The sequence below is a fragment of the Corynebacterium sp. A21 genome (assembly GCF_052266655.1).
Lineage (GTDB): Bacteria > Actinomycetota > Actinomycetes > Mycobacteriales > Mycobacteriaceae > Corynebacterium.
Genome location: NZ_JBQPQY010000004.1, coordinates 42,867 through 64,883, shown reverse-complemented (window position 1 = coordinate 64,883; position 22,017 = coordinate 42,867). Strand labels below are relative to the sequence as shown.

Annotated in this window: 19 protein-coding genes; 11 read left to right on the top strand and 8 right to left on the bottom strand. The window is 63.1% G+C overall.

Annotated elements, in window-relative coordinates:
* Positions 1 to 102 precede the first annotated feature (102 nt).
* Positions 103 to 1,611, top strand: coding sequence for a gluconokinase (locus ACTU46_RS08380; RefSeq protein ID WP_443380843.1), 1,509 nt, complete (start codon positions 103 to 105; stop codon positions 1,609 to 1,611).
* Between the two features lie 459 nt (positions 1,612 to 2,070).
* On the opposite strand, the gene ACTU46_RS08375 is transcribed toward ACTU46_RS08380, so the two are convergent.
* Positions 2,071 to 3,894 (bottom strand): RNA-binding domain-containing protein, encoded by a 1,824-nt coding sequence (locus tag ACTU46_RS08375; RefSeq protein ID WP_443380841.1) that lies wholly within the window; start codon positions 3,892 to 3,894, stop codon positions 2,071 to 2,073.
* 197 nt (positions 3,895 to 4,091) lie between these two features.
* The gene (locus tag ACTU46_RS08370) at positions 4,092 to 5,216 is read right to left on the bottom strand and encodes an MFS transporter (RefSeq protein ID WP_443381262.1); all 1,125 of its coding nucleotides are present in this window, start codon (positions 5,214 to 5,216) and stop codon (positions 4,092 to 4,094) included.
* Between the two features lie 262 nt (positions 5,217 to 5,478).
* Here ACTU46_RS08370 and ACTU46_RS08365 point away from each other — a divergent pair, with 262 nt between their 5' ends.
* Positions 5,479 to 5,838: a cupin gene (locus ACTU46_RS08365; RefSeq protein ID WP_443380840.1), complete on the top strand. Its 360-nt coding sequence runs from the start codon at positions 5,479 to 5,481 to the stop codon at positions 5,836 to 5,838.
* Between the two features lie 139 nt (positions 5,839 to 5,977).
* Here ACTU46_RS08365 and ACTU46_RS08360 read toward each other — a convergent pair whose 3' ends face one another.
* From ACTU46_RS08360 to ACTU46_RS08350, 3 genes are all read right to left on the bottom strand, one after another.
* Entirely contained in the window at positions 5,978 to 6,982 is a 1,005-nt protein-coding gene (locus ACTU46_RS08360; protein WP_443380839.1) for an ArsO family NAD(P)H-dependent flavin-containing monooxygenase, read from the bottom strand.
* A gap of 66 nt (positions 6,983 to 7,048) precedes the next feature.
* Entirely contained in the window at positions 7,049 to 7,654 is a 606-nt protein-coding gene (locus tag ACTU46_RS08355; RefSeq protein ID WP_443380837.1) for a response regulator, read from the bottom strand.
* Positions 7,654 to 8,919 carry a sensor histidine kinase gene (locus ACTU46_RS08350; RefSeq protein WP_443380836.1) on the bottom strand — a complete coding sequence of 422 codons (1,266 nt, stop codon included), beginning with the start codon at positions 8,917 to 8,919 and terminating at the stop codon, positions 7,654 to 7,656. The genes ACTU46_RS08355 and ACTU46_RS08350 overlap by 1 nt, the downstream gene beginning before the upstream one ends.
* 165 nt (positions 8,920 to 9,084) lie before the next feature.
* Here ACTU46_RS08350 and ACTU46_RS08345 point away from each other — a divergent pair, with 165 nt between their 5' ends.
* From ACTU46_RS08345 to ACTU46_RS08335, 3 genes are read left to right on the top strand one after another with little or no spacing between them, the layout of a single operon-like run.
* Entirely contained in the window at positions 9,085 to 10,152 is a 1,068-nt protein-coding gene (locus ACTU46_RS08345) for an ABC transporter permease (protein WP_443380835.1), read from the top strand.
* Positions 10,152 to 10,853, top strand: coding sequence for an ABC transporter ATP-binding protein (locus tag ACTU46_RS08340; RefSeq protein ID WP_443380833.1), 702 nt, complete (start codon positions 10,152 to 10,154; stop codon positions 10,851 to 10,853). Before ACTU46_RS08345 ends, ACTU46_RS08340 begins: the two co-directional genes overlap by 1 nt.
* Positions 10,854 to 10,907: 54 nt before the next feature.
* Entirely contained in the window at positions 10,908 to 11,891 is a 984-nt protein-coding gene (locus ACTU46_RS08335) for a DNA glycosylase AlkZ-like family protein (RefSeq protein WP_443380831.1), read from the top strand.
* Here the strand turns inward: ACTU46_RS08335 and ACTU46_RS08330 are convergent.
* Positions 11,872 to 13,620 (bottom strand): bifunctional ADP-dependent NAD(P)H-hydrate dehydratase/NAD(P)H-hydrate epimerase, encoded by a 1,749-nt coding sequence (locus ACTU46_RS08330; RefSeq protein WP_443380829.1) that lies wholly within the window; start codon positions 13,618 to 13,620, stop codon positions 11,872 to 11,874. The genes ACTU46_RS08335 and ACTU46_RS08330 overlap by 20 nt on opposite strands.
* A gap of 32 nt (positions 13,621 to 13,652) precedes the next feature.
* On the opposite strand from ACTU46_RS08330, the gene ACTU46_RS08325 reads away from it, so the two are divergent.
* Positions 13,653 to 14,201 (top strand): VanZ family protein, encoded by a 549-nt coding sequence (locus tag ACTU46_RS08325; RefSeq protein WP_443380828.1) that lies wholly within the window; start codon positions 13,653 to 13,655, stop codon positions 14,199 to 14,201.
* A gap of 24 nt (positions 14,202 to 14,225) precedes the next feature.
* Here the strand turns inward: ACTU46_RS08325 and ACTU46_RS08320 are convergent, their stop codons facing one another.
* Complete coding sequence (locus ACTU46_RS08320) at positions 14,226 to 15,038, bottom strand: Fpg/Nei family DNA glycosylase (protein ID WP_443380827.1); 813 nt, start codon at positions 15,036 to 15,038, stop codon at positions 14,226 to 14,228.
* Between the two features lie 203 nt (positions 15,039 to 15,241).
* Here ACTU46_RS08320 and ACTU46_RS08315 point away from each other — a divergent pair, with 203 nt between their 5' ends.
* Positions 15,242 to 16,468, top strand: a complete 1,227-nt coding sequence (locus ACTU46_RS08315; RefSeq protein ID WP_443380825.1) for an NAD(P)/FAD-dependent oxidoreductase — start codon at positions 15,242 to 15,244, stop codon at positions 16,466 to 16,468.
* 476 nt (positions 16,469 to 16,944) lie between these two features.
* On the opposite strand, the gene ACTU46_RS08310 is transcribed toward ACTU46_RS08315, so the two are convergent.
* Positions 16,945 to 18,426 (bottom strand): sensor histidine kinase, encoded by a 1,482-nt coding sequence (locus tag ACTU46_RS08310; protein WP_443380823.1) that lies wholly within the window; start codon positions 18,424 to 18,426, stop codon positions 16,945 to 16,947.
* A 165-nt stretch (positions 18,427 to 18,591) separates the two neighbouring features.
* On the opposite strand from ACTU46_RS08310, the gene ACTU46_RS08305 reads away from it, so the two are divergent.
* Genes ACTU46_RS08305 through ACTU46_RS08290 form a run of 4 tightly spaced genes read left to right on the top strand, consistent with a single transcriptional unit; the run spans position 18,592 to position 22,005 of the window.
* Positions 18,592 to 19,779: an acyl-CoA dehydrogenase family protein gene (locus ACTU46_RS08305; protein WP_443380821.1), complete on the top strand. Its 1,188-nt coding sequence runs from the start codon at positions 18,592 to 18,594 to the stop codon at positions 19,777 to 19,779.
* A gap of 54 nt (positions 19,780 to 19,833) precedes the next feature.
* Positions 19,834 to 20,196 (top strand): hypothetical protein, encoded by a 363-nt coding sequence (locus ACTU46_RS08300; protein ID WP_443380819.1) that lies wholly within the window; start codon positions 19,834 to 19,836, stop codon positions 20,194 to 20,196.
* A gap of 44 nt (positions 20,197 to 20,240) precedes the next feature.
* Complete coding sequence (locus ACTU46_RS08295) at positions 20,241 to 21,518, top strand: aromatic ring-hydroxylating oxygenase subunit alpha (protein ID WP_443380817.1); 1,278 nt, start codon at positions 20,241 to 20,243, stop codon at positions 21,516 to 21,518.
* On the top strand, positions 21,511 to 22,005 hold the full coding sequence (locus tag ACTU46_RS08290) for an aromatic-ring-hydroxylating dioxygenase subunit beta (protein ID WP_443380815.1): 495 nt from the start codon (positions 21,511 to 21,513) through the stop codon (positions 22,003 to 22,005). The genes ACTU46_RS08295 and ACTU46_RS08290 overlap by 8 nt, the downstream gene beginning before the upstream one ends.
* The last annotated feature ends 12 nt before the right edge of the window (positions 22,006 to 22,017 follow it).

Sequence of the window (22,017 nt, the reverse complement as noted above, 5' to 3'; positions counted from 1 at the left end):
GCAGCCAACTGGGAAATGGTGTGATGTTTTGTTTCGGGGGGTGTCGGTGGAAAACTCCCCATAAAGAAACTGATACCTACTGAGGAAAAACGAAGGACACCCATGGCAGTCGCCCCACCCACCCTGGAAATCTCACCCACGGAGGCTCTCGCCCCCTTCGTGGTTGCCCTCGACATCGGCTCCACCGCCTCCCGTGGAGGTCTCTATGACGCCACCGGACGCCCGGTAAAGGGCGCCAAACAGCGCCGCGCGCATGAATTCACCAAGGCCGCCGACGGCACCAGCACCATTGACGCTGACCAGGTCTACGAGGAATGCCGCAGCATCATCGAAGGCATCGTCGCCTTCGCGGAAACCACCGGTCTGGACACGGAGGTCCGCGGAGTCGCCCTCGATACCTTCGCTTCTTCCCTGGTGCTGACCGCCGCCAAAAATGGCAAGCAGCGGGCGCTGACCCCTTGTTTCACCTACGCAGATTCCCGCTCCCATACGCAGGTGGAACAGCTCCGTGCCGAGGTCGACGAACAGGAGTATCACGCCCGTACCGGAGTGCGCCTGCATACCTCCTACCTGCCCTCCCGAATTTCGTGGCTCCGCGAGACCCAGCCCGAGCTGCTTGAGCAGGCAGAGCACCTGATGAGCCTCGGTGAATACGTCTACTACCGGCTGGCCGGCATCCGCGGACTCGCCCGCTCCACCGCTGCCTGGGCAGGCATTCTCGATGCCCACACCGGCGAACTCGATCAGCCGATCCTTGAGCAGGTCCAGGCCCGCCCCGGTTGGTTCGCTGACCTGAAGGACCCCGATGAGCCCTCCCGCAGCACCAAGAAGAAGGTGGCCAAGAACTGGCCCTGCCTCGCTGCCGCCGACTGGTTCCACGCCATTCCCGATGGCTGGGCCTCGAATGTCGGCCCCGGTGCAGTGGATGCCCGCACCATCGCAGTCGCCGCGGCCACGTCCGGAGCCATGCGCGTAATCCTCGATGAGGTGCCCACAGAAATTCCCCGGGGACTCTGGTGCTACCGACTCTCGCGCAACTCCTGCATTCTCGGCGGCGCCCTCAACGATGTCGGCCGGGCCGTCAGCTGGCTCGAAGACACCATCGCCCCCGTGGATAACCTCCCCGAGGTGCTGCTCAAGGAACCGCAGGCGGGCATCCCGGTGGTGGTCCCCTTCTTCACCGGTGAACGTGCCACCGGTTGGGCGGCGCAGGCCACCGCCTCCTTCACCGGAGTCACCGCCTCCACCGGCCCCGCCCACCTCTGGCGGGGTGTGGTGGATGGTCTGGCTATCTCTTATGCCCGCATCTGGGAACAGCTCCGGGAGGCAGGCGCAACGCCTGAACGGGTCGTCGCCACCGGCAGTGTGACCACCGAACACCCGGAATGGTTGCAGTCCCTGGCCAATGCCCTGTGTACCCCGGTCATTCCGGTGGAGATCAAGCGTTCCACCCTGCGCGGCACCGCCCTGATCGCCCTGTCCGTGCTGGCCCCGGAGGCTTCAGCTTCAACACTGCCGTTGGGTGAGGCTTATGAAGAACTACCGGGAGTTTCGCTCTATTACGAAAAGCTGCGGGAAAAGTTCGAGGAGCAGTACAACTCGACGATTTAGGCAGCAGACGTCCAGCAGAGGTGAAACACCACGCTAGCTGAACACCTGTCAACCTGTTACACCTCATACATAATGCGAGGGCCATCGATGGATGAACATCGGTGGCCCTCATTAATGGTTAATGCCGAATGGCGATGCTCATACATACAGGACCGCACATTCATGCATGAAACATACATGATGGGAAGGGCATTCATGCATGGGGCATGAGTGATTGAATCACCTGCTCAGAAGCTATATTGCTCAACGAATCGCCATAGTCATGCATGCCTTGTATGTATGTGTAGTCCCTCCATGCATGGCACATGCATGCTGGCCGGAACACTGTTCATGTATGTGCTGGAAGTTTATGTGCCGCGCAGAAAAGGGGTTCATGCATAAATCATGCATGAACCCCTCGGTTTTATGCATGACGATCATGCATGGTGGATCGGTGCTGCTCAGTGAGGGTTATCGGGCCTACTCAACGAGTTGGTACCGCTGTCTCGTGGAACGAGGGGGCTCGGTGAAAGCGATGATGCCGCGTTCCCGGAGCTCGCTCAGGGTGGGATTGAGCTGTCCGATGGACAATCCGGTCAGCGAGGCGACATCGCTTCGGGGCATTGGGGAAGAAGCCTCCCGGAGAGTGCGGATGACCAGATTCTCCTTCTCCTCCTGGTTCAGTCGTCGACCCCGGTGCGCCGGAGAGACGACCGCCGTCAGCTGGGCGTCCTCGGCGGGGTCCTTCGCTGTGGTCTCCGGAACTGCTTCGCGCTGCGGAACTGCGGGCGCGGCGTCCTCACGCGGGCGGGGTGAGGGGGCGCGGCGCAGCTCAGTCTCGAGGAGCCGGTAGATCGGGCTTCCCTGCTGCTCTTCTTGGGTCACTAGGCCAAGGGCGACCAGGTGTGCCAGTTCGCCTCGGGCAGTTGCGGCAGCGGCCGGAGATTCGGCGCGGTAGGAGGCCTCGCTCAGAGGCTGGCCGTGGCGCATGAGTGCCAAGCCGTGGCGCTGCGCGGCGCTCAGGTTGCTGCTCCCGGGGACCCGCAACAGCCAGTCGCGATCCGCCTCGCTCAGCAGCGGGGTATTCGAGAGTCGTGCCTCAAAACGGGTGACACCGTCAAAGAAGCGGGGGCCAGGCAAACCGGCCTCGGCCAGGGACTTACGCATCTCTGGAATACCGGTGGCGGGATGCGGGATGACGCGGCGGCCGGCCTCCGTGGTGATGGTGCTGCACATCCGGTAGAGAATCGGATTCCGGGTGCGCGGGGATGAGCTCCCCAGCTGGCTGACCGTGACCCCCCATAGGCCACCGGGGCTGCTGACCTTCATCTCCCCGGGGCTTTTGAGCACTTCCACATAGAGGGAACGAGAGGGTGCGGAGAGATCCCGGTGCACCAGCGCATTCGCGAGTACCTCGTAGATCGCCTCGGTGGGCAATGCCAGGTTACTGCTCTGGCCGGAAACACTCGCGGACTGGAGGGCTGCCGCGGCCTCCCGCACCCATTGCAGGGACTGGTCGAGCAGATCCGGGACCGGACCATTGAACTCCCGCGAATTGATCGGCTCAGTGCCCACCGGTGCCTGATCAACGGGCAATGCCCGGGCCTTCACACTCAAGGTGGGCAGGAACTGCTGTGGATGGACCCCGAAGGCATAAAGCGCGGCGAGGGTGGGACTGCCGCTGGCGCTGTCGATGACATTGGTGCGGATCAGCTGCTGATCCCGGCTCATCGAGCGGATCCGGGGACTGCTGTTGAGCTCCTCCGTCAGGTACTGGTCCACCAGTTCGGCCACCAGATCCCGGTGAAGATCCGCCCCCGGGACGGGTTCACGTTCGTGGACCGGGATGCCCGGCTGGTGGTGCAGTGCCTGCACCTCGGTCTCGGAGAGCTCGTAGTCGCCGTCTCTACCGCGGATATAGGCCGCACCATTCTTATTGGTGCGGAATGGTCGTAGCTCCGCGGCCTGTGGCGGGATGATGCAGCAGACCACGAGCTTTCCCTCGATTTCCACCAGCTCGACATCGCCGAGCCGGACCGGCGGTGAGACGCGTTTTTCTGCGGTGAAGAGCAGCCCGTCCTGGGCGGCGTGGATGTCCCAGACTCCGACGATGTCGAAGGTGCTTGTGTCTCCCCGGACGCCGAGGATGAGAATGCCGCCTTCCGGCATGTTTGCGAAGGCGGAGATGGTCTCGTCGAGGTTGTCGGGCATGCCAGCTTCCGCAGCCTTGACCTCAATGTGGTGGGTGTCGGTGCCGGCGTCACGAAGCAAAGCGATGATCTCTGGGACATCAATGATGCTCATGGGGGCAGTCTACTGCATCATTTGGGCATATATGAGAGAAAGAGCAGGTCAACCACTATGAAGATGTGTGCTGAGCGGGGACTATAGCAGAAATAAAGGTCTCATATTGAGAACCATATATGAGGGGTTGGTTCGGGGTGAGCCCCGCGACCGGGGCATTTATGGTCCCTCAGCGGGATCTTGGGGGAAGCGAGAGCTCAACGCATCAGGGGCCGCGACCAAGCCGCCAGCACCGCGAGTCCGACCAGTGCGAGCGCACCCATGATCCACAGGGTCAGGTCCACCCGTCCGGCATCCACCACCGTTGCACCCACGGCAGCGCCGGCCGCGATGCCCACCTGATAGGTGACCACATAAAGCGAGGAGGCGGCGTCGGGGTTGGCGCGGCCGGCATGCATGAAGAAGGTGGTGGCCACCGTCGGCAGTGCGCCATAGGCGATGCCCCAGACCGTGACCGCCAGGAACACCACCACTGTGGCGGTGGCACCACTGAAGGCGAAGGCGAGTACGCCGAGCACCGCGGCCACCACCAGGCCGCCACTGGTCAGCAGCGTGGCACGGATCATGCGGGAGTCCACGAACCGGCTGGCCAGTGTCACTCCGATCAGCCCGAAGGCACCGAGCGCCGCCAGGCCCAAGGGAACCAGCGATTGTCCGGCGGTCTCCTCGAGGATCAGGCCCAGGTAGGTGTACCCGGCGAACACGGCGGTACAGGTCAGTAGCAGGAAGACCACCAGCGAAGGAAGACTCCAGTGGGAAGCCCGCTTATCGACGCCGCGTTCGGCCGCCGGCACCGGGGGCAGGGAGGGCAGGGTGGGCAGCAGGACCGCCACCGCGAGGACCGTCAGGGCGCCCAGGACCCAGGTGGCGATCCGCCAGCTGGTCAGTTCGCCGAACCAGGTGGCCAGCGGGGAACCCAGCACCAGGGCCATGGTCGAACCGATCGAGACCATGCCGATGGCCTTGCCGGTGGAGCCGGGCGGGGCCATTCGGGCGGCCATCGGAGCCACCAGGGCCCAGAACACCCCGTGGGTCAGCGCGGCGATGATCCGGGCCACCGCCAGCGTGGCATAGCTTCCCGCGAGCGCCTGGATGATGGTGCCGGCCAGTAGGAACCCGATGGTGATCAGGAAGAGTGGGCGTTTATTGACGCCGCGGAGCAGCCACATTGCCGGGAGGGTCACCACCGCCACCACGCCGGCATACACCGTCATCAGCAGCCCGATCTGGGATTCGGCGACCCCGAGATCATGGGCCATCGGCCGGATCAGGCCGACACTGAACATTTCGAAGGTGACGTAGACGAAGGCCGAGAAGGCCATCGCCAGCAACGAGATATAGGGGAAACTCCGGGTTTCGGTGGTGGTCAAGGATCAGATCCCCTTTGAGTAGGTCTGCACTGTTTCAGGACGGCAGGGAGTCTACGCCGGGGAACAAGTGTCCGGGCAGTGGGAGACCTGCCTGGTGGGAGGGTCGGCCAGGGCCAGCTGGGTGTGATGGGCCGCACAGCTGGGCGATGGCGTTGATAGGCTGGGAGGTGCGTTTGCTTCCCAGCCCGGAACTCAATCGAAGTAGAGGTGCCTCATGGCAACCATTGAATCCAAGTCCAACGCACTCCTTGAAAAAGCCTTGGCTGCCGAAAATGGCCGCCAGGCCAAGATATTGGCCAAGGATGGTCCGCTGCGGCAGAGCGTGATCGCGCTGCGCGCCGGGGTGACGCTGGCAGAGCACAACTCCCCGCCGGCTGCGACAATCTTCCTGCTCAAGGGCAAGCTGAGGATTTCTGGCCAGGATGAGGCCATCGTCTCGGAGGGTGAGCTGGATGTGCTCACCCACTTCCGCCATTCGGTGGAGGCGCTGGAGGATTCGGTCTTCCTGCTCACCACCGTCACCAGCGTGGCGGGGACAGACAGTCATGCTGAGCATGCGGTAGATGGGGAGTAGCGCCTGAGCTAAAACATGGCATCAATGGAACTATGGGGGACAAAATTCCAGCTCACCGGACATATCTCGGTGAGCTGGATGATTGAATCATGAGTTGATCGCCGGGGCGATGTTGTGAATGGGTATCAGTCCGGACGCGCTACTTCTCTTCGGCGATGCTTGCCGCAATATCCTGTGCCGCGGCCTTTGCATAGGGGCTGACCCCCAGGATTGTGGCGGAGCCTGGTCCGGTCCAGTCGCCATAACCCATCAGATACAGGCCCGGGTGCTTCGGAGTGCGGTTCTCGAGCACCTCCGCCAGGTGTCCTAGCGAGGGGTTGAAGCCGGTGCACCAGATCAGGTGGTCGGCGTCGATATCGTCCACGCTCTGAAACATCGGGGTGGCCTTGAGGCGGCCGGCGTCGCGGGCTTCGAGCACCTCGGGAACCATGACGATATTGCCGAGCTGAGAGTCCGCGCCGGGATCTGGCTCGCCGCGCTGGATGGCCAGGGCGCGGGCTGAATTGCGCTTGAAGAGCACACGGCCGTCCACGTCATCGGGCATCCACTGGGGTTCTTCACGGGTGTACCAGGTGACCTCGGCGACCTTGGTGAGTTCCGCGGCGATCTGCGCCCCGGAGTTGGCGCTACCGACCACGGCGACCTTGGAACCACGGAAGGTCTCCGGTCCGGGGTAGTTCGCGGCGTGCCAGAAGGTGCCGGTCAGGCTGCCTGGGTAAGAGGGGGTATGGGGCGCGGACCAGATTCCGGTGGCCGAGATGAGATGTGCTGTGGTCCAGGACTTCTCCCCCGCGTGAACGGTATAGGTACCGTTTTCCCAGGTCACGGAATCAACGGTGACCGGGCGCTCAATGTTGAACTGGTAGCGCTGCTCATATGCGCTGAAGTAGTCGACCACGTGGCTGGCGGGCGGGTACTCATCCTGGCCGAAGGTGGGCATCTGCATGCCGGGCAGGTTGGAGAAACCGGCGGTGGAGAAGAGCTTCAGGGTCGGCCAGTACTGTTGCCAGGCGCCTCCCGGGGAGAGCTGATTGTCCAGGAGCAGGAATTCCACGCCGGCCCGGCGCAGGTAGTAGGCGGTGGCCAGACCTGCCTGGCCACCGCCGATGATGATGGCCTCGTGGTGGGTGGATTTTCCGGACATGACTCCCCAATACTTTAGTTGACGTGGAAATTATATCGCTTTCCGGGATAAAACAAGCAGCCAACTTCAGATTAGTCTTCTCTCCCGGGCCACGTTGATGGCCGCCGTGCGGTTTTCCACCCCGAGCTTCTGGTAGATGTGCACCAGGTGGGTCTTCACCGTCGCCTCCGAGATGAACAGGGATTTCGCCAGCTCACGGTTGGAGGCGCCGGTGGACAGCGACTGCAGGATCTCTATCTCCCGGGCGGAGAGCGACTGCTGGGGTTTACCGACGCGCTCCATCAGCGCGGCGGCGACCTCCGGGGAAAGGGTGCGCCGCCCGGCGGCGGTGGCCAGGACGGCGTCGTGAAGCGCCTGCTCCGGCGCATCCTTGAGCAGATAACCCAGTGCCCCGGCCTCAACGGCCGCGACGATATCAGCCTCGGTGTCATAGGTGGTCAGGATCAGTACGGGCGGGCCGCCACTCTCCTTCAACTGACGGGTCGCGGTGATACCGTCCATCCCCGGCATCTGGATATCGAGCACCATCACATCGACCTCCACCCCGGGATCGAGGGCATCGGACCCGTTGACGCCCTCAGCCACCACGGAAATATCGGGGAAGCTATCGAGGATGGTGCGCAGCCCGGCGCGGACCACCGGGTGATCGTCGATGAGCATGACGCGAATCATCAGGCCTCCTCTTGGGTGGGCATCTCTTGAGCTGATTCCGGGATCGGGCGGGCGGAGGTCAGGGGGATCTTCACGGCAAGGACTGTTCCCTGCCCGGGTTGGGACTCCACCGTGAGGTTACCGCCGAGTGCGGTGGTCCGGGTGTCAAGCCCCCGCAGGCCGAAACTTCCCTCCTCAATTTTTGTCGGATCAAAGCCCCGGCCATCATCGAAGACATCCAGGGTCAGCTCCAGGTCCCACACCGCCAGGGTCACCACTGCCGTGGTGGCATCGGCGTGTTTGACCACATTCGCCAGGGCCTCCTGACACGCGCGTACTACAGCGGAACTCACCGGCTCAGGCAGGTTCGCGGGCACCTCGGTGGCTACCTGCAGGGAGATCTCCAGCCGGGAACCCAGGGCGCGTTGCTGGGACTGCACCCGGGTGATGATCTCCCGCAGGGAGGCGGAAAGGTCTGCACCCACCGAGGGTGAAGCCAGGTCCCGGACGAAGCGGCGGGCCTCCGCGAGGTTCTCCTGCGCTACCTCCCGGATGGTGCTCAGCTGATGTTCCACGGCTGCCAGGTCATCCTTGCCCAGGCTCGTGCCCGCCGCCCGGGAGACCAGCAGAATCGAGGACAGGCCCTGGGCCACGGTGTCATGGATTTCCCGGGCGAGCCGTTCGCGTTCCTCCAGCCGGCCGGCCTGGTGCTCCCGCAGCGCCAGCTCCTGTTGGGTGGCGCGCAGCTGTGCGGTGATCTGCTGGTGGTGTCGGACCTCGGTGTGCAGTGCGCGGTAGGTGTAGTACGCCGCGATGGCGAAGACCGCCCCGATCAACGGGCCCAGAGCCGCCCCCACCCCCCAGTTCTCCGGATGCAGCCAGGCCGGCACGAAAGCTGCCACCACCCAGAGCGCCGCCACCGCCGTCAAGCCAGTGATCCGGGGCAGCAGATGCAGGAAGAGGAAGATCAACGGAAAGAGCAGCCACACGAAATCCTGGGTGTGGATCACCAACCCGAACCAGAGCGCAGCCACGGTGGCCAACCACCACCGGGCACCACGCGAGGGATTGAGCAGGGTGCGGCCGCGGGCATAACGGTCTTCCCAGACGGTGCCCGCCAGATAGGCCACGGCTAGGGCACACACCAGCGGAAGCACCGGGGTCAGATGTGCCCGGCTGGGGTCCTCCGCCAGGTAGCGCAATAATCCGAAGCCCAACAGAAAGGCGAACATCAGGTGCAGGCCGAGGCGCAGCATCAGCAGCAGTCGCAACAGGGGGTGGCTCACAGCCACCGAGGCTAGTCGAGGAAAGGGTGGTGCCGAATCAACCAGACGGTTGACCGCAGGTTCAACTTCGCAGCCGATGTTTGTCCTGAGCTGGCAGAACACAATGGGAAACACAACAACGGCCGCCCCCTGGCCGATCATCACCACCCAACGGAAGGCAGTCCCATGTTTCTCGGGATACGCGACCTCGTCCACGCCAAGGGCCGATTCGCTCTGATCGGCGCGGTCGTGGGTCTGATCACCCTGCTGCTCGTCATGCTCACCGGACTCACCGGCGGGCTCGGCGCGCAGAACACCTCAGCGCTTGAACGGCTCGACCCAGACCGATTCGTTTTCGCCGGCTCCACCGAAGGGGAGATCTCCTTCACCGACAGTCAGATCACCACCGAGATGCTCCGTGACTGGCAGGAATCTGAAGGGATCACCGAGGTCACCCCGCTCGGCACCGTCCAGACCAAGCTCGAGGCCGGCGGGGCTTCTGCCGTGGCGGTGCTCGGCCTGCCGACGGGCACCGAGCTCCCCGGTGGTGGCACGGTGCAGCAGGGCCTGGTGCTCTCTGAGTCCATTGCCGAGGAACAGGGGATCACCACTGGTACAACTGTGTCACTCGGGGGCCGTGAGGTGGAGGTCCGCGGCATCACCGGCGATGATTACTACTCCCACAGCCCGGTGGTCTGGGCGGACACCGACACCTGGGCCGCGGTGGCCCACGTCGGTGATGAGGTGGTGGGCACCGTGCTCATGGCGGAGGGATCCCTGGACAACAATGTCTGGGGCGCCCTCGCCGCCGATCACGGGGCCGTGGACACGGACACCAAGGGGGCGTTCGCCGGGCTGCCGGCCTATAGCTCGGAACAGGGTTCACTGGTGGCCATGCAGGGCTTTCTCTACGCCATTTCCGCACTGGTCACGGTCTCCTTCCTCACGATCTGGACCATCCAGCGCACCCGCGACCTTTCCATCCTGCGGGTCCTGGGGGCCTCCGGGCGCTACCTGCTCGGAGATGCCCTCGGCCAGTCCGCCCTCATCCTCGCCCTGGGTACCACCGCCGGCGCCCTGCTCGGCTGGACACTCGGTGCGTTAGCCGGCCAGGCCGTGCCCTTTGAACTGAATCTGACCACCATCATCGGCCCGGCGCTGGGTATCTGGGTGCTCGGCATCCTCGGCGCCTTCTTCGCCACCCGCAAGGTTTCCCAGGTAGACCCCATGATCGCTCTCGGAGGTACCGCATAATGTCCACCCTGACCACCCTCAAAGCTCCACTCGAGATCACCGAGGCCACCGTCATCTACCCTGACGGCACCGGCACCGTCACCGCGCTGGACCGAGTATCCATGAGCGCCCGCCAGGGCGAGATGGCCGCCATCGTCGGCGAATCCGGCTCCGGTAAATCCACCCTCCTCTCGGTCGCCGCCGCCCTGGTCACCCCGGACTCCGGGGAGGTCCGCATCGCCGGGACGCTTCTCGACGCCGCGAACGAGCCCGCCCGGACCCAGCTCCGCCGCGAACACATCGGCTTCATCTTCCAGCAACCCAACCTGGTCGCTTCGCTGAATGCCCGGGATCAGCTGCTGCTGAGCGACCACATCCGCGGCCTGCGGGGGCGTGCCCTGAAGGAGCGCACCACCCGGGCTGAGGAGCTGCTGGAACGGGTGGGCCTGGCCGGCTTCAGCAACCGTCGGATGCACCAACTCTCCGGTGGCCAGCGTCAACGCGTCAACATCGCCCGGGCTCTCATGGGAGAACCTGAGCTGCTGCTCGCCGATGAACCCACCTCCGCCCTGGACCACCAGCTCTCCCGCGAGATCGTGGAACTACTGCGCACCCTGACCGATGAGCTGAACTGCGCCACCGTCATGGTCACCCACGACCGCGGCCTGCTCGATGTGATGGATCAGGTCATTGAGGTCCGGGACGGCCGGATCCTCAGCTGATCCCCCGCTAGGATCGGCTGGGTCGCCCACCCGCCCTCCCGAGGAGAAACCGTCATGGACCCCCATGCTGACCTAGCTGAACTCCGTGCCCGCCGCCTGATCGCCCAGGGCCTGGCACCAACTGCCGCCCGGGAACCTCTCGACGCCCCGGTGCAGGCGGCCCGGCACATGCTGGCGCTGCAGGGTCAGAACCACCCGGCGGGGATCCGGGCCATCGCACTGCGCGCCGGGGTGGATCTGGCCGAGGTGCTCGCGGCCGTCGATAAGCGCGAGATCATCCGGGCCTGGCCGCAACGCGGCACCCTGCACTTCATGGCGGCCGAGGATGCGCGCTGGATGATGAAGCTCGGCCTGGAACGGGTGGCCCGGGCCCAGGCTCTGCGGCGCCCGCAACTCGGGATCACCGATGAACAGTTTGAGACCGCCCGTGGTGCCCTGCACGCTCGGCTGCGCGAACTTGGCGGCGAGCCACTGCCCCGCCCGCAGGTCTATGAACTCTTTGCCTCCGTGGGCATCCCCAAGGACGAGGGCCGGGGCCCGCACCTGATCCGGGCCTTCGGTGGCGAAGGCGAAGTGGTGCAGGGCCCCAAGCAGGGCCGCCATGAGACCTTCCTGCACATCGAAGACCTCCCTGTCCCGCAGCGTGTACTAGAAGGCGATGCGGCGCTGGCGGAACTGGGTACCCGCTATTTCCACGCCCATGGTCCAGCCACCGTCAAGGACCTGATCTGGTGGGCCGGGCTGACTGTCAAAGATGCCGCCCGGGCTGCTGCCCTGGCGAGAGACGTGGTGGAGATCGAACTCGCCGGCGTGACCTATGTGATGGGTACCTGGCAGCTCAAGGTCAGCGAGGCAGAGCAGGCGGCGGCGCTCAAGGCATCCTATGAACTGCCGGCCTTTGATGAGTACCTGCTCGGCTACGCCTTCCCGCGCGCCGAGGTCGTGACCGCCGAGATCGCCCCCACCGTCCTCACCAAGAACGGCATCAGCTGGGGATTCAACGTAGAAGATGGCGTGATCACCGGCCGGACCGGCTAGTCAACCAGGCGTTGGCCCGGGGGATGGCCGCAGCGATCATGGAGGCGGAGGTCGGTGCCGGGCCCTCCGGGGTCTGGGCGGCCAGCGCGGCAGCGACGCTGTGGACCGCAACGGCGATTTCCGCATCCTCGTAGCTCGGCGGGATCTCTGATCGATCCCACTCCGGATACCGCTCCGCCATCCTCGGATCCATGGCCTCCTGATGCGCCAACCAGGCGCCGGCGATCCCGGCGAGCACATCCCCGGAACCGGCGGTGGCGCCCCAGGAGGAACCTGCGTCAGTGACATGGATGCGCTGCTCATAGGCCAGGACGGTGCGCCGACCCTTGAGTAGTACCGCGCAGTCTAATTCCTGGGCCAGCGCATGAGCTGCACCCAAGCGGTCGGCCTCCAGGTCCGGGAGTGGTGCCGCCAGGCTCCCGGCCAACCGAAGGAACTCCCCGGCATGTGGGGTGAGCAGGGTCCGGGCCTGGCGGTTACGGACCTTCTCCCGCAGTTCTGCATGCTGAGAGAGCAGCGTGAGGGCATCGGCGTCGATGAGCAGCGGTTCCGCCCGGTCCAGCAACTGTGACAGTTCGGCCCGGGCAGCATCATCGGTCCCCCGGCCCGGGCCGACCACCCAGGCCTGCACCCGACCGGCGCTTTCAATATCCGGGTGGGCGATGACCTCCGGAAGTGCGCGCACCACTTCTTTCCAGCCACTGCCGATATAACGGACCAGGGAGCTGGTGGCACGGACTGCACCGGTAGTGCACAGCACCGCGGCGCCGCGGTAGGCCTCGGAACCGGCGCAGATGCCAACCACTCCCCCGCTGTACTTATCGGAGTTCGCCTCCGGCCCGGAGTTGAGCCCGCCCAGGGGCAGCCGAACCGTCTTGAACTTCGCCCCCTCAGCTTCCGACCAGTTGAAACGCTGCTTCGGAGCCAGCCATGCCCGGGTCAACTGGACCTCGGGGGCGCCCTCGCTGAAATCCCTGAGGAAGCCGTCGAAGAGTTCCGGGGTCAACGATCTCGGCCCCTCTTCACTCTGGATCTCCAGGTCCGCGATGATCACCTCACCGCAGTCATGGGCCACCGCGTGGGCCCGGCGCAGCCCACCGAAGGAGACGGTGACATCGGCACCCACATGGGAAGGCACCACCTGGGCGCGAAGCTGGGAGTCCTCCGCCGCGAAGCCACGTGCCTCAACCTGCACCTTCTCCGGCAGCGCCCCGGTGTCGGCGTTGATCCCGGAGGGGACATCTATGGCCAGCAGCGGGATGCGCTGGGAGGCGCGCTCGTCGAGAAGCTCCGCGATTTCGGGGCTGAGTCCACCCTGGCCACCGATGCCGAGGATGCCGTCGATGATCAGCCGGTACTGGTGCGGGAGCGGTAATCCATCTATGATCCGGCCCCCTACCTCCAGGAACGCCTCCAATGCGGGGATGTGTACCCGCTCGTCCCGGCCGAGCAGCACCGCATCCACGCCATGACCTGCCTCCGTGAGGAAAGCGCCGGCGTAGAGCGCGTCCCCACCATTGCCACCGGAGCCGACCAGGAGCAGAATCCGGCCGGACTCAGAGGTGAAGGGCCGGGGCTCGCTGAGCATCACCTCGGCCGCTGCCGCGACTGCCTGGGCGGCTTCCTGCATCAGCTGATCGGGGTAAGTTTCGGTCTCAAGGAGCACCTGCTCGGCACGGCGGACCTGATCCACGGAGAAGACGAAATGAGTGTGCGAGATTGGGCTCATGGCCGCCAGGCTACCGGGATATCCTGAGTGGCATGAGACAAACTGGCGGGCCTTCCCGTCCCTGGGTCGCGGTCACCCTTTCCGCTTTTGCCTTGGTGGTCCTAGCCCTGACCACGCTGAAATCCTTCTTCACCATCGGGTTGCTGTGGAAGCCGGAGAACCAGAAGGTCCGCTCCCTTGAGCTGATCCCCTTGGAGGACATCTTCACCGCGACCACCTGGTTCGCCCCGGTCTTTGATTACCTGGGCAACTTCTCTTTCTTCGTCCCGCTCGGCATGCTTACCGCGATCCTGCTGGGGCCGGTGCGGGGCCGTCTGCTCAAGGTGGCGGGACTGGCTGCCCTGTTCAGCCTGACCATCGAGCTCACCCAGTTTGGGTTTGAACTGGGGCGCACTGATGTCGATGACCTGATGTTCAACACTCTCGGTGGACTCTTCGGTGCCTGGCTAGCCAGCCTCGGCGGCCGGAAGTGGCACACCCTGCTGACGATCCTCGCTGGCCTGGCTGTCCTGGCCTTCGCCGTGTTGGTGATTCTGGGTCCCGCGCTCGGGGATCCGAGCAAGGTCGTGCCGGTGGGATAGGTCGCGGCGCTGATAAGCGGCCCGTTATTTCGCCTGGCAGCCCGGGCACCAGAAGAGGTTACGCCCCTCCATCACCTGCTCCTTGATCGGCGTGCCGCAGATATAGCAGGGCTGACCGGTCCGGCGGTAGGTGTAGACCTCCCCGCCATGATCGTCCTGGCGCGGGTCACGGCCCATGGCCGCCGGGGTGTGTTCCGGGCGGACGGTATCGATCCGCGCGTCCTCCACCCCCTCGGCCATCAGACCCACCAGATCCGCCCAGATCGAATCAAACTCATTCTTCTTGAGCTGCTTGCCCTCGCGGAAAGGGGAGATCCCCAGACGGAAGAGGGTCTCTGCACGGTAGATATTGCCCACCCCGGCGAACAGCTTCTGATCCATCAGCAGCGAGCCGATGCTGCGCCCGGAACGTTGCACCTTCGTGCGGATCGGCGCGGGATCGGCGTCGGCACGGATCGGATCTGCACCCAGCTTTGCGACGGCCGCCTCACGCTCGGCCTCGGTGATCAACCGACACCACTGCGGGCCACGCAGGTCCGCCGCCAGCTCACCGTCACTGAGCCGCAGCCGTACCTGGCCACGGGGTGTCGCCTCCGGCTCGAACTGCAGCGTGCCGATCAAACCCAGATGGATATAGATGATGTGGGCTGGATCAGCGGCATCGAAATCAATGAACAGATGCTTGCCGTAGGCCTCGGCCTGGGCCATCCGGAACCCGTCGATGCGGGCTGCTTCGGTGGCGAAGCGGCCCTGCGGCGAGCTCGCGTGCAGCGGTTTTCCGGCATAGAAGGAGTTCAGCTTGCCGGCGAGATGGTGGATGACATGACCTTCAGGCATGGAGGTCAGTCTAGTCCCGGGGGTTTTCGGGCCGGTTCGGGTGGCAGGGCTGGTCATCGTGCGGCCCTGGTGGGGTTCCCTGTTTGCGCAGAAAGCGGAGGGGAATTACATATCTCTTCATTTCCTCTTCAGGTTTGTGTAAAGATAATGGTGAGGGCTCAAATTCTCTTCCCATCTTTTCGCTCGTCTTCCAAGGAGGATTGATGTTGGACAAGATTGAAGGCAAGGATGCATCGCTGTGGGTTGCAAGCACACCGAGCACTGATTATCCGAAACTCGAAGATGATTCGACCGTCTATGACCTCGCCATTGTCGGTGGCGGCATCACAGGCATCGTCGCGGCCTATGCTGCGCAGCAGCGCGGCTTGAAGACGGTGCTCATCGAAAAAGCCCGACTTGCCGAATGGACGACCGGTGGCACCACCGCGAAACTGACCTCGCAGCACTACCTGATCTACGACTACCTCATCAGTCATCACGGACAAGCTATTGCGCAGGCCTTCGCGGATGCGAACCAGCGGGGTATTGATCGGGTCGAGAGCATCAGCACCGAGCTCGACATCGACTGTGAGTTCTCTCGTCGTGATGCGTATGTATACAGCCAACGTGAAGACAGGCTCGATGAACTGAAGGCCGAGGTCGAGTCCGCGGTCTCGCTGGGTCTCCCCGCAAGCCTGGAGATGGAGATTGATCTACCACTCGAGATCACCGGGGCGGTGAAGTTCTCCCGCCAGGCGCAGTTCCATCCGCGGAAATTTCTCCTGCCGATCGCACAGCATTTCCTCGCCCACGGTGGTGTCATCTATGAACAGACCAAGGCGACCGGCATAACACCCGGTGAGCCGAACGTCATCACGACCAAAGCGGGTGACATCAAGGCGAAGCAGGTGCTTCAGGCCAGCGGTGAACCGTTCTGGAAGAACGACATCTTCGATGGGTTCATGTGGTTGAAGATGTCTTATGCGCTCGCGGTGCAACTGGCTGAGGGCTCCGCATATCCGGAGGGCATGTACGTCACGACCGACGACCCGATGCGCACGATGCGCACCGCGACATCCGAAGGGAAGCCTGTTCTCATCTTCGGCGGTGAGAGCCATGAATACGACGAGAATACCTTCGACGCTGATAAGCATCACCAGACGCTCATTACTGATGTGCGCCAGAAGTTCGACGTGAACAAGGTGCTCTACCGCTGGCTTGCCGGCGATTACATGCCCTATGACCGGATGCCCTATATCGGCGCGATGCCGGGGTATCCGTCGGTACATGTGATCACCGGATACCGGGCGTGGGGTCTCGCATGGGCGATGTCTGCGGCCGAAGCTGTCATCAATGACATCGCGGGGACGCCGGAGGAGTGGGTGAAACCGTTCAGCCTCGACCGGCTTTCAGTCCCCATTCCAGAATCTGAGAAGGTACCGAACTTCTGAGCTGACTGCTGGCCGCTTGGTGGTCCACCCCTCGTTACTCGGAGATTGTCCCAGGTCTGAGGGGCAAGACTGGGATGTGCTGCCCCGGCTGGGTCGGCTCAGCAGTGTCCTCAGGGGTAGGTTAGCCGAATGTTGGTGTTACTATCGGAAGTGCGTTCACCGCACTCTGACCTTTAGTCAAAGATGCGTGGCGTCCCGCGTGGTTGCGGGTGGTGTGGGATGTCCAATCTGGTGGTTGGGGCATCCCGACATGGTGGTTCTCCGGTGGTTCGGAGTCTCCCGGCCCTGAATGACGTGGTGGTCATTCAGGGCTTTTTCATTTCCCTACCTGTGCTTGGACTCGGGGTTGAGTGCGGGGCAAAATATGTGTAAAACGGCCCTGATCCCTCTCTGAAAGCGCTTTATTTCGTCGTTTTGCACATATTTTGCCGCGGGCTGGCGTCAACCCAGCCCCAACCCAGTCCCAGCCCAGTCCATTAATTCCCCACTGCCACCTTCACTGATTTCAAGGGCAGCGACAGCGTGGCAATCGTGCCCTGGGGTTGATTCGGGGAGAACTGGATGGTGCCGCCATGGCGCTGGGCGATGTGCTCGGAGATGATCAGGCCGATTCCTGAGCCATCTTCCTTGGAGCTGAAGGCACCGGCCGCCAACCGGTCTGCCGGAACCGTGTCCATGCCGCGGCCCTGATCCGCGATGGAGAGACTGGTGATGCCACCGAACTCCCGGAGCTGGATGTCAAGCTGTTTCATCTTCGTCTCCGGGCGGGAGATCTCATCGATGGCGTTCATGCACAGATTGATGATCACCTGCCCGATCAGCACACTCTCACCTTCCATGATCAGCGGCTTAGTCCCCAGATCAGCGTTGACTGTCACGCCGGCCTCTTCCGCCCGGAGGCGCACGAAGTAGAGGGACTCCTCCACGGCGTCTGGAAGATTGAAGGTGGAGGTGGTGCTTTCGATACGCCGGACGTATCGCTTGGCGGAGGAGACGATCTCTGATGCCCGGTTGAGTTGTTTTTCCACCATATTGATGCCGTAACTGAGGGTTTTCGGGTCTACCTGTGCTGCGGCGATCCGGGCTTTGAGACCACTGAGATAATTGAGCGAAGCTGCCAGGGGTTGGCCGAGGTCATGGGCCAGAATCATGGCCATGTCCCCCATGGCGTTATAACGGCTCAGGTACTGCAGCTGGGTGTTCTGGGCGGCGACGCGCTTCTCCGCCTCGACCCGATCGGTGATGTCCCGGACCATGAGCACCCGGTAATTGCTCTGTTCAATCTGGACATTCTCCAGGTAACCGGCCAACCAGCGGTGGGAATCCTTGGCCAGACAGATTTTCATCCGGAAGTTGATCTTGCCCTCCGGTTGAGCCAACGCCTCCTGGAATTCAGCCTCACTGATCGAGGGTTCGATCAGTCCCAATTCAGAGACGCCCTTGCCGATGATCCCGGTTGAGTTCATGCCGAAGAGGCCGGCGGCATAGGGGGAGGCGCGGGTCACCCGACTGGCTGTGTCGAGCACCAGGATGCCGGAGGCGGTGTGGGAGATGATTCTTTCCAGGGAGGTGGACACCCAGTCCGGGGACTGTTCATGTTCATCAATGCGGCGCATCTCCACCATGATCACCTGCCGATCCTGGAAGGGGATGATGGTGGCCACTGATTCGGTGAGGAACTCCGTCCCATCCGAGGCCAGGTACTTCCACTGTCTGATGCTGGAGCCGTGGAGGGCGGCCGAGTGCAACCAGGCGACGCCGTCCTCACGTCGGTAGCGCGCATCTTGGGCACTCATGTGGTGGGCCTTGAGCGAGCGCAGTTCCGGAAGGCTGTACTTGAACAGCTCAAGGGCTCGGTTATTCGCCCAGAGAATGCGCAGGGTGTCCATCTCGTGGAGCAGGACGGCGGTCCGGGCGCGCTGGGTCATCAGCTCGAACTCTTCAGAACTTGGGATCATGCCCTCAATTCTAAATCTGAGGGAACCAGCTGGTGGATCGGGACTTCTCTGCACGGCACTAAAGAATTGCTTAGCCAGCTGCCGGTTTTCTCCCATATCGGTGGTGTGCCTCACGCCATAGCATCACTAGTGAAGCAACCGAAGTCGCAGACATTGGAGAAGGTCATGGCACTAGCAACCAAGAATGATGGCGTCACCTTGAGTGACGTGGTCGCTGAACCTGCGGGTCCCGCTCGCGAGGCGGCTTTCCGGCACGCTCTTGAGGTGCTGCGCGAACGGCGTGATGAATTTAATGAGCAGGGACACGTCCCCCGCGATTACATGACCCTGTTGAAGAAGGCCGGCCTCTTCCGGGTGGCTGTTCCGGAGCAGTTCGGCGGTGAGCCGCTACCGCCGGCGGAGTTCATGAAGCAGGTCGAGCAGATTTCTGCGGTGGACCCCGCCACCGGCTGGGTCGCCAGCTTCGGGTCTGCGCTCGTCTACTTTGCTGCGGCGCCGGTGGAGACCCAGCGTCAGCTCTACTCCCAGAGCAAAGACATTGTCTTCGCCGCCGGCATGTTCCCCATGTTCGAGGCTGAGAAGGTCGAGGGTGGTTACCTCTGCTCCGGTGAATGGCAGTTCGCCAGTGGCTGCAAGGGGGCAGACCTGCTGGGCATGGGCCTGCGAGGTGGCCCGGAAACCGGGGGCAAGCCGCTGACTGCGCTGATCGAACGCACCAAGGTCGAGATCGTCGACAATTGGAATGTCGCCGGAATGAAGGCCACCGGCTCCCACAACGTCCGGGCGGATAAGGTGTTCGTCCCCGAGGAGATGACTTTCATCCGTGGTGGCGAGCCCACCATCGATGAGCCGATCACCCGTTATCCGGTGATCGCCTATGCCGCCCAGGTGCTGGCCGTGGTCGCCTTGGGTGCCGCCCGTGGTGCCCTGGATTTTGTCACCGAGGTTGGTGCGGCGAACACCTCAATCACCGGCGGCCCGGCCAAGGGCAACCGGCCGGTATACAAGCTCGGTCTGGCCAAAGCAGAGGCAGAACTGCGCTCCGCCCAGGCTTTCTTCTACAACACCACCGAAGAGGTCTGGGCCAAGGCGGTGGCGGATGAGGAGATCACCGACCAGGACAAGGCACTGCTGCGGCTGGCTGCCACCCAGGCTGCCCAGGTCGGCCGTCGGGTGGTTCTGGAGGCCTACAACCTGGCCGGCACCGGGGCGATCTTCGAGACCCACCCGCTGCAGCGTTTCCTGCAGGACGGACTGGTCCCGGCGCAGCACGCGATGCTCCAGGAATTCACCTATGAGGCTGCCGGTGCCGTGCTGCTCAACCTCGATGCCGGTATTCCCAGCTTCCCCTGATCCACCTGCGGCCACCCGGCACTCAGATACCACTCATATTTTAAGGAGCCCTACATGTCCCAAGAGCCATTGCGCACCCTCTTCTGCGTCGGTAACAACCAGAACTTCTTCGATCTCCCGAAGTCGGAGATCGGCCCGGTATGGGAAGCCACCCAGGAATTCCTGACCAGCCTCCGGGACATGGACGGTGTCGAGGTCATCGGCACCTTTGATGATGACGCCCACATGGTCGGCCCCTCCGATGGCTGGCCCTGGACCTTCTATGTTTTGGCCGATGTCAAGGACCAGGAAACCGTCAAGGCGGCCTGCAACCTGCTGCGCACCATCATGATCGGTGAGTACGCCCTGTGGCGCTACTTCAAGATCGAGGCACGTATGGGCCGGGAGCTCGTCATCCGCGATGACGTCGAGCTCTGAACCAGAACATCACCAACAAAACCCCACTGATCAGAAGGAAAACAATGACCACCACACAGGAACCCAAGGGCGGATTCGCCAGTCTGGTTGAGAGCGACCGCTTCGCCGGCAAACTGTATACCGATCCCGCCATCTTCCAGGAGGAGATGGAGAAGATCTTCTACAAGACCTGGGTCTGGGTGGCCCATGAAAGCGAGATCCCGGAGGCGGGCTCCTTCAAGACCACCCAGGTCGGTGACCAGCCGGTGATCGTCAACCGTGACCGCAAGGGCAACTTCAATACCCTGCTCAACCGCTGCCGCCACCGTGGTGCCACCGTCTGTGACCAGCGCACCGGCAAGGCCAATGGTTTCACCTGCCCGTACCACAACTGGTCTTATACCTTGGACGGTCGTCTGCGCGGCATCCCTTATCCGGACGGCTACGAGGGTGTGGTGGACAAGAAGGATTTCCCGCTGCAGAAGCTGCGCACGGAGTCCTACCTGGGCATGATCTTCGCTACCTTCAATGAGGATGCCCCGCCGCTGGAGGATCACCTGGGAGACGCCAAGATCTGGATGGAGCGCTTTCTCAAGCAGACCAACGGCTTTCCCACCAAGGTCATCGGTGCCCACAAGTTCCGCTTCAAGGGCAATTGGAAGATCCAGCTGGAAAACACCACCGACGGCTACCACTTCCCGATGGTGCACAAGTCCTGGATGGCTTCGGTTGATTCCGAGACCGCGGACATGATGTCTTTCATGGATGACCCGGCCGCCGAGACCCACGCCCTGGGCAACGGTCACAGCGTGGGCATCATGGCCACCGCGCACCTGGACCTCGACATCGATGATGGCACCGAGGAGATTCAGCCCCGCTTCCAGCACATCGTCGACCAGCTCGAGGCCGATGGTGAGTCCCCGGAGAAGATCCGCCGCTACATGCGTTCCATGCACGGCTGTGGTTTCAACCTGAATTTCTTCCCTAATATCGCGATGTCCTCGGCCTTCTTCCGGGTGCTCATCCCGATCTCCGTCGATGAGACCGAGATCTGGCACATGGCCATCGGGATGGACGGCGGTCCGGAGGTCGTGAACCAGGAGCGCCTGCGCATCCATGAGCATTTCCAGGGACCCTTCGGCTTCGGTAGTCCCGATGATGCCGAGGGCTGGGACCGCGTCCAGATCGGTGCCGGCGGTAATCCGAATATGCCGATCATGATCAACCGCGGCCTCAACCGTGAGTACCAGACCGAGGAAAACTGGCCCACCGCCCATGTCACCGATGAAACCGGTATGCGTGAGTCCTACTACATGTGGAAGAAGATGATGAGCGATGACTGAGCTGCATAATTTCAATGATCCGCGCGTGCTGCGTGCCATTGAGCTGGTGTGGAAGGAAGCGGCACTACTCGACGCCAAGGATTACCCGGCGTGGGAGGAACTGTTCACCGAAGCGGGTTTCTATGTGATCCCGATCGACCCGGACACCACTGATTTCGCCTCCTCACTGAACATGGTCTACGACGACAAGCGTATGCGGAACCTCCGGGTCGGACGCATGATGCAGGGTTATGCCCCTTCCGCGGTCGCGGCCGCCCGCACCGTCCGGGTGGTATCCCGATTCACGGTGGAAGAGGTCAGTGACACCCAGGTCGTGCTGCGTTCCGCACAGATCCTCTCCGCCTTTAAACGCAATGCCTTCCAGACCATCGGCGCGGAACTTACCCACACGATCGTGCTGGATGAGGCCGGAGACAAGATCGCCGAGAAGGTCGCCCGGCTCATCAACAGCGAAGACGCGGTCAACGCCGCTGGCTTCCTGATCTAGCTAAGGAAAAGA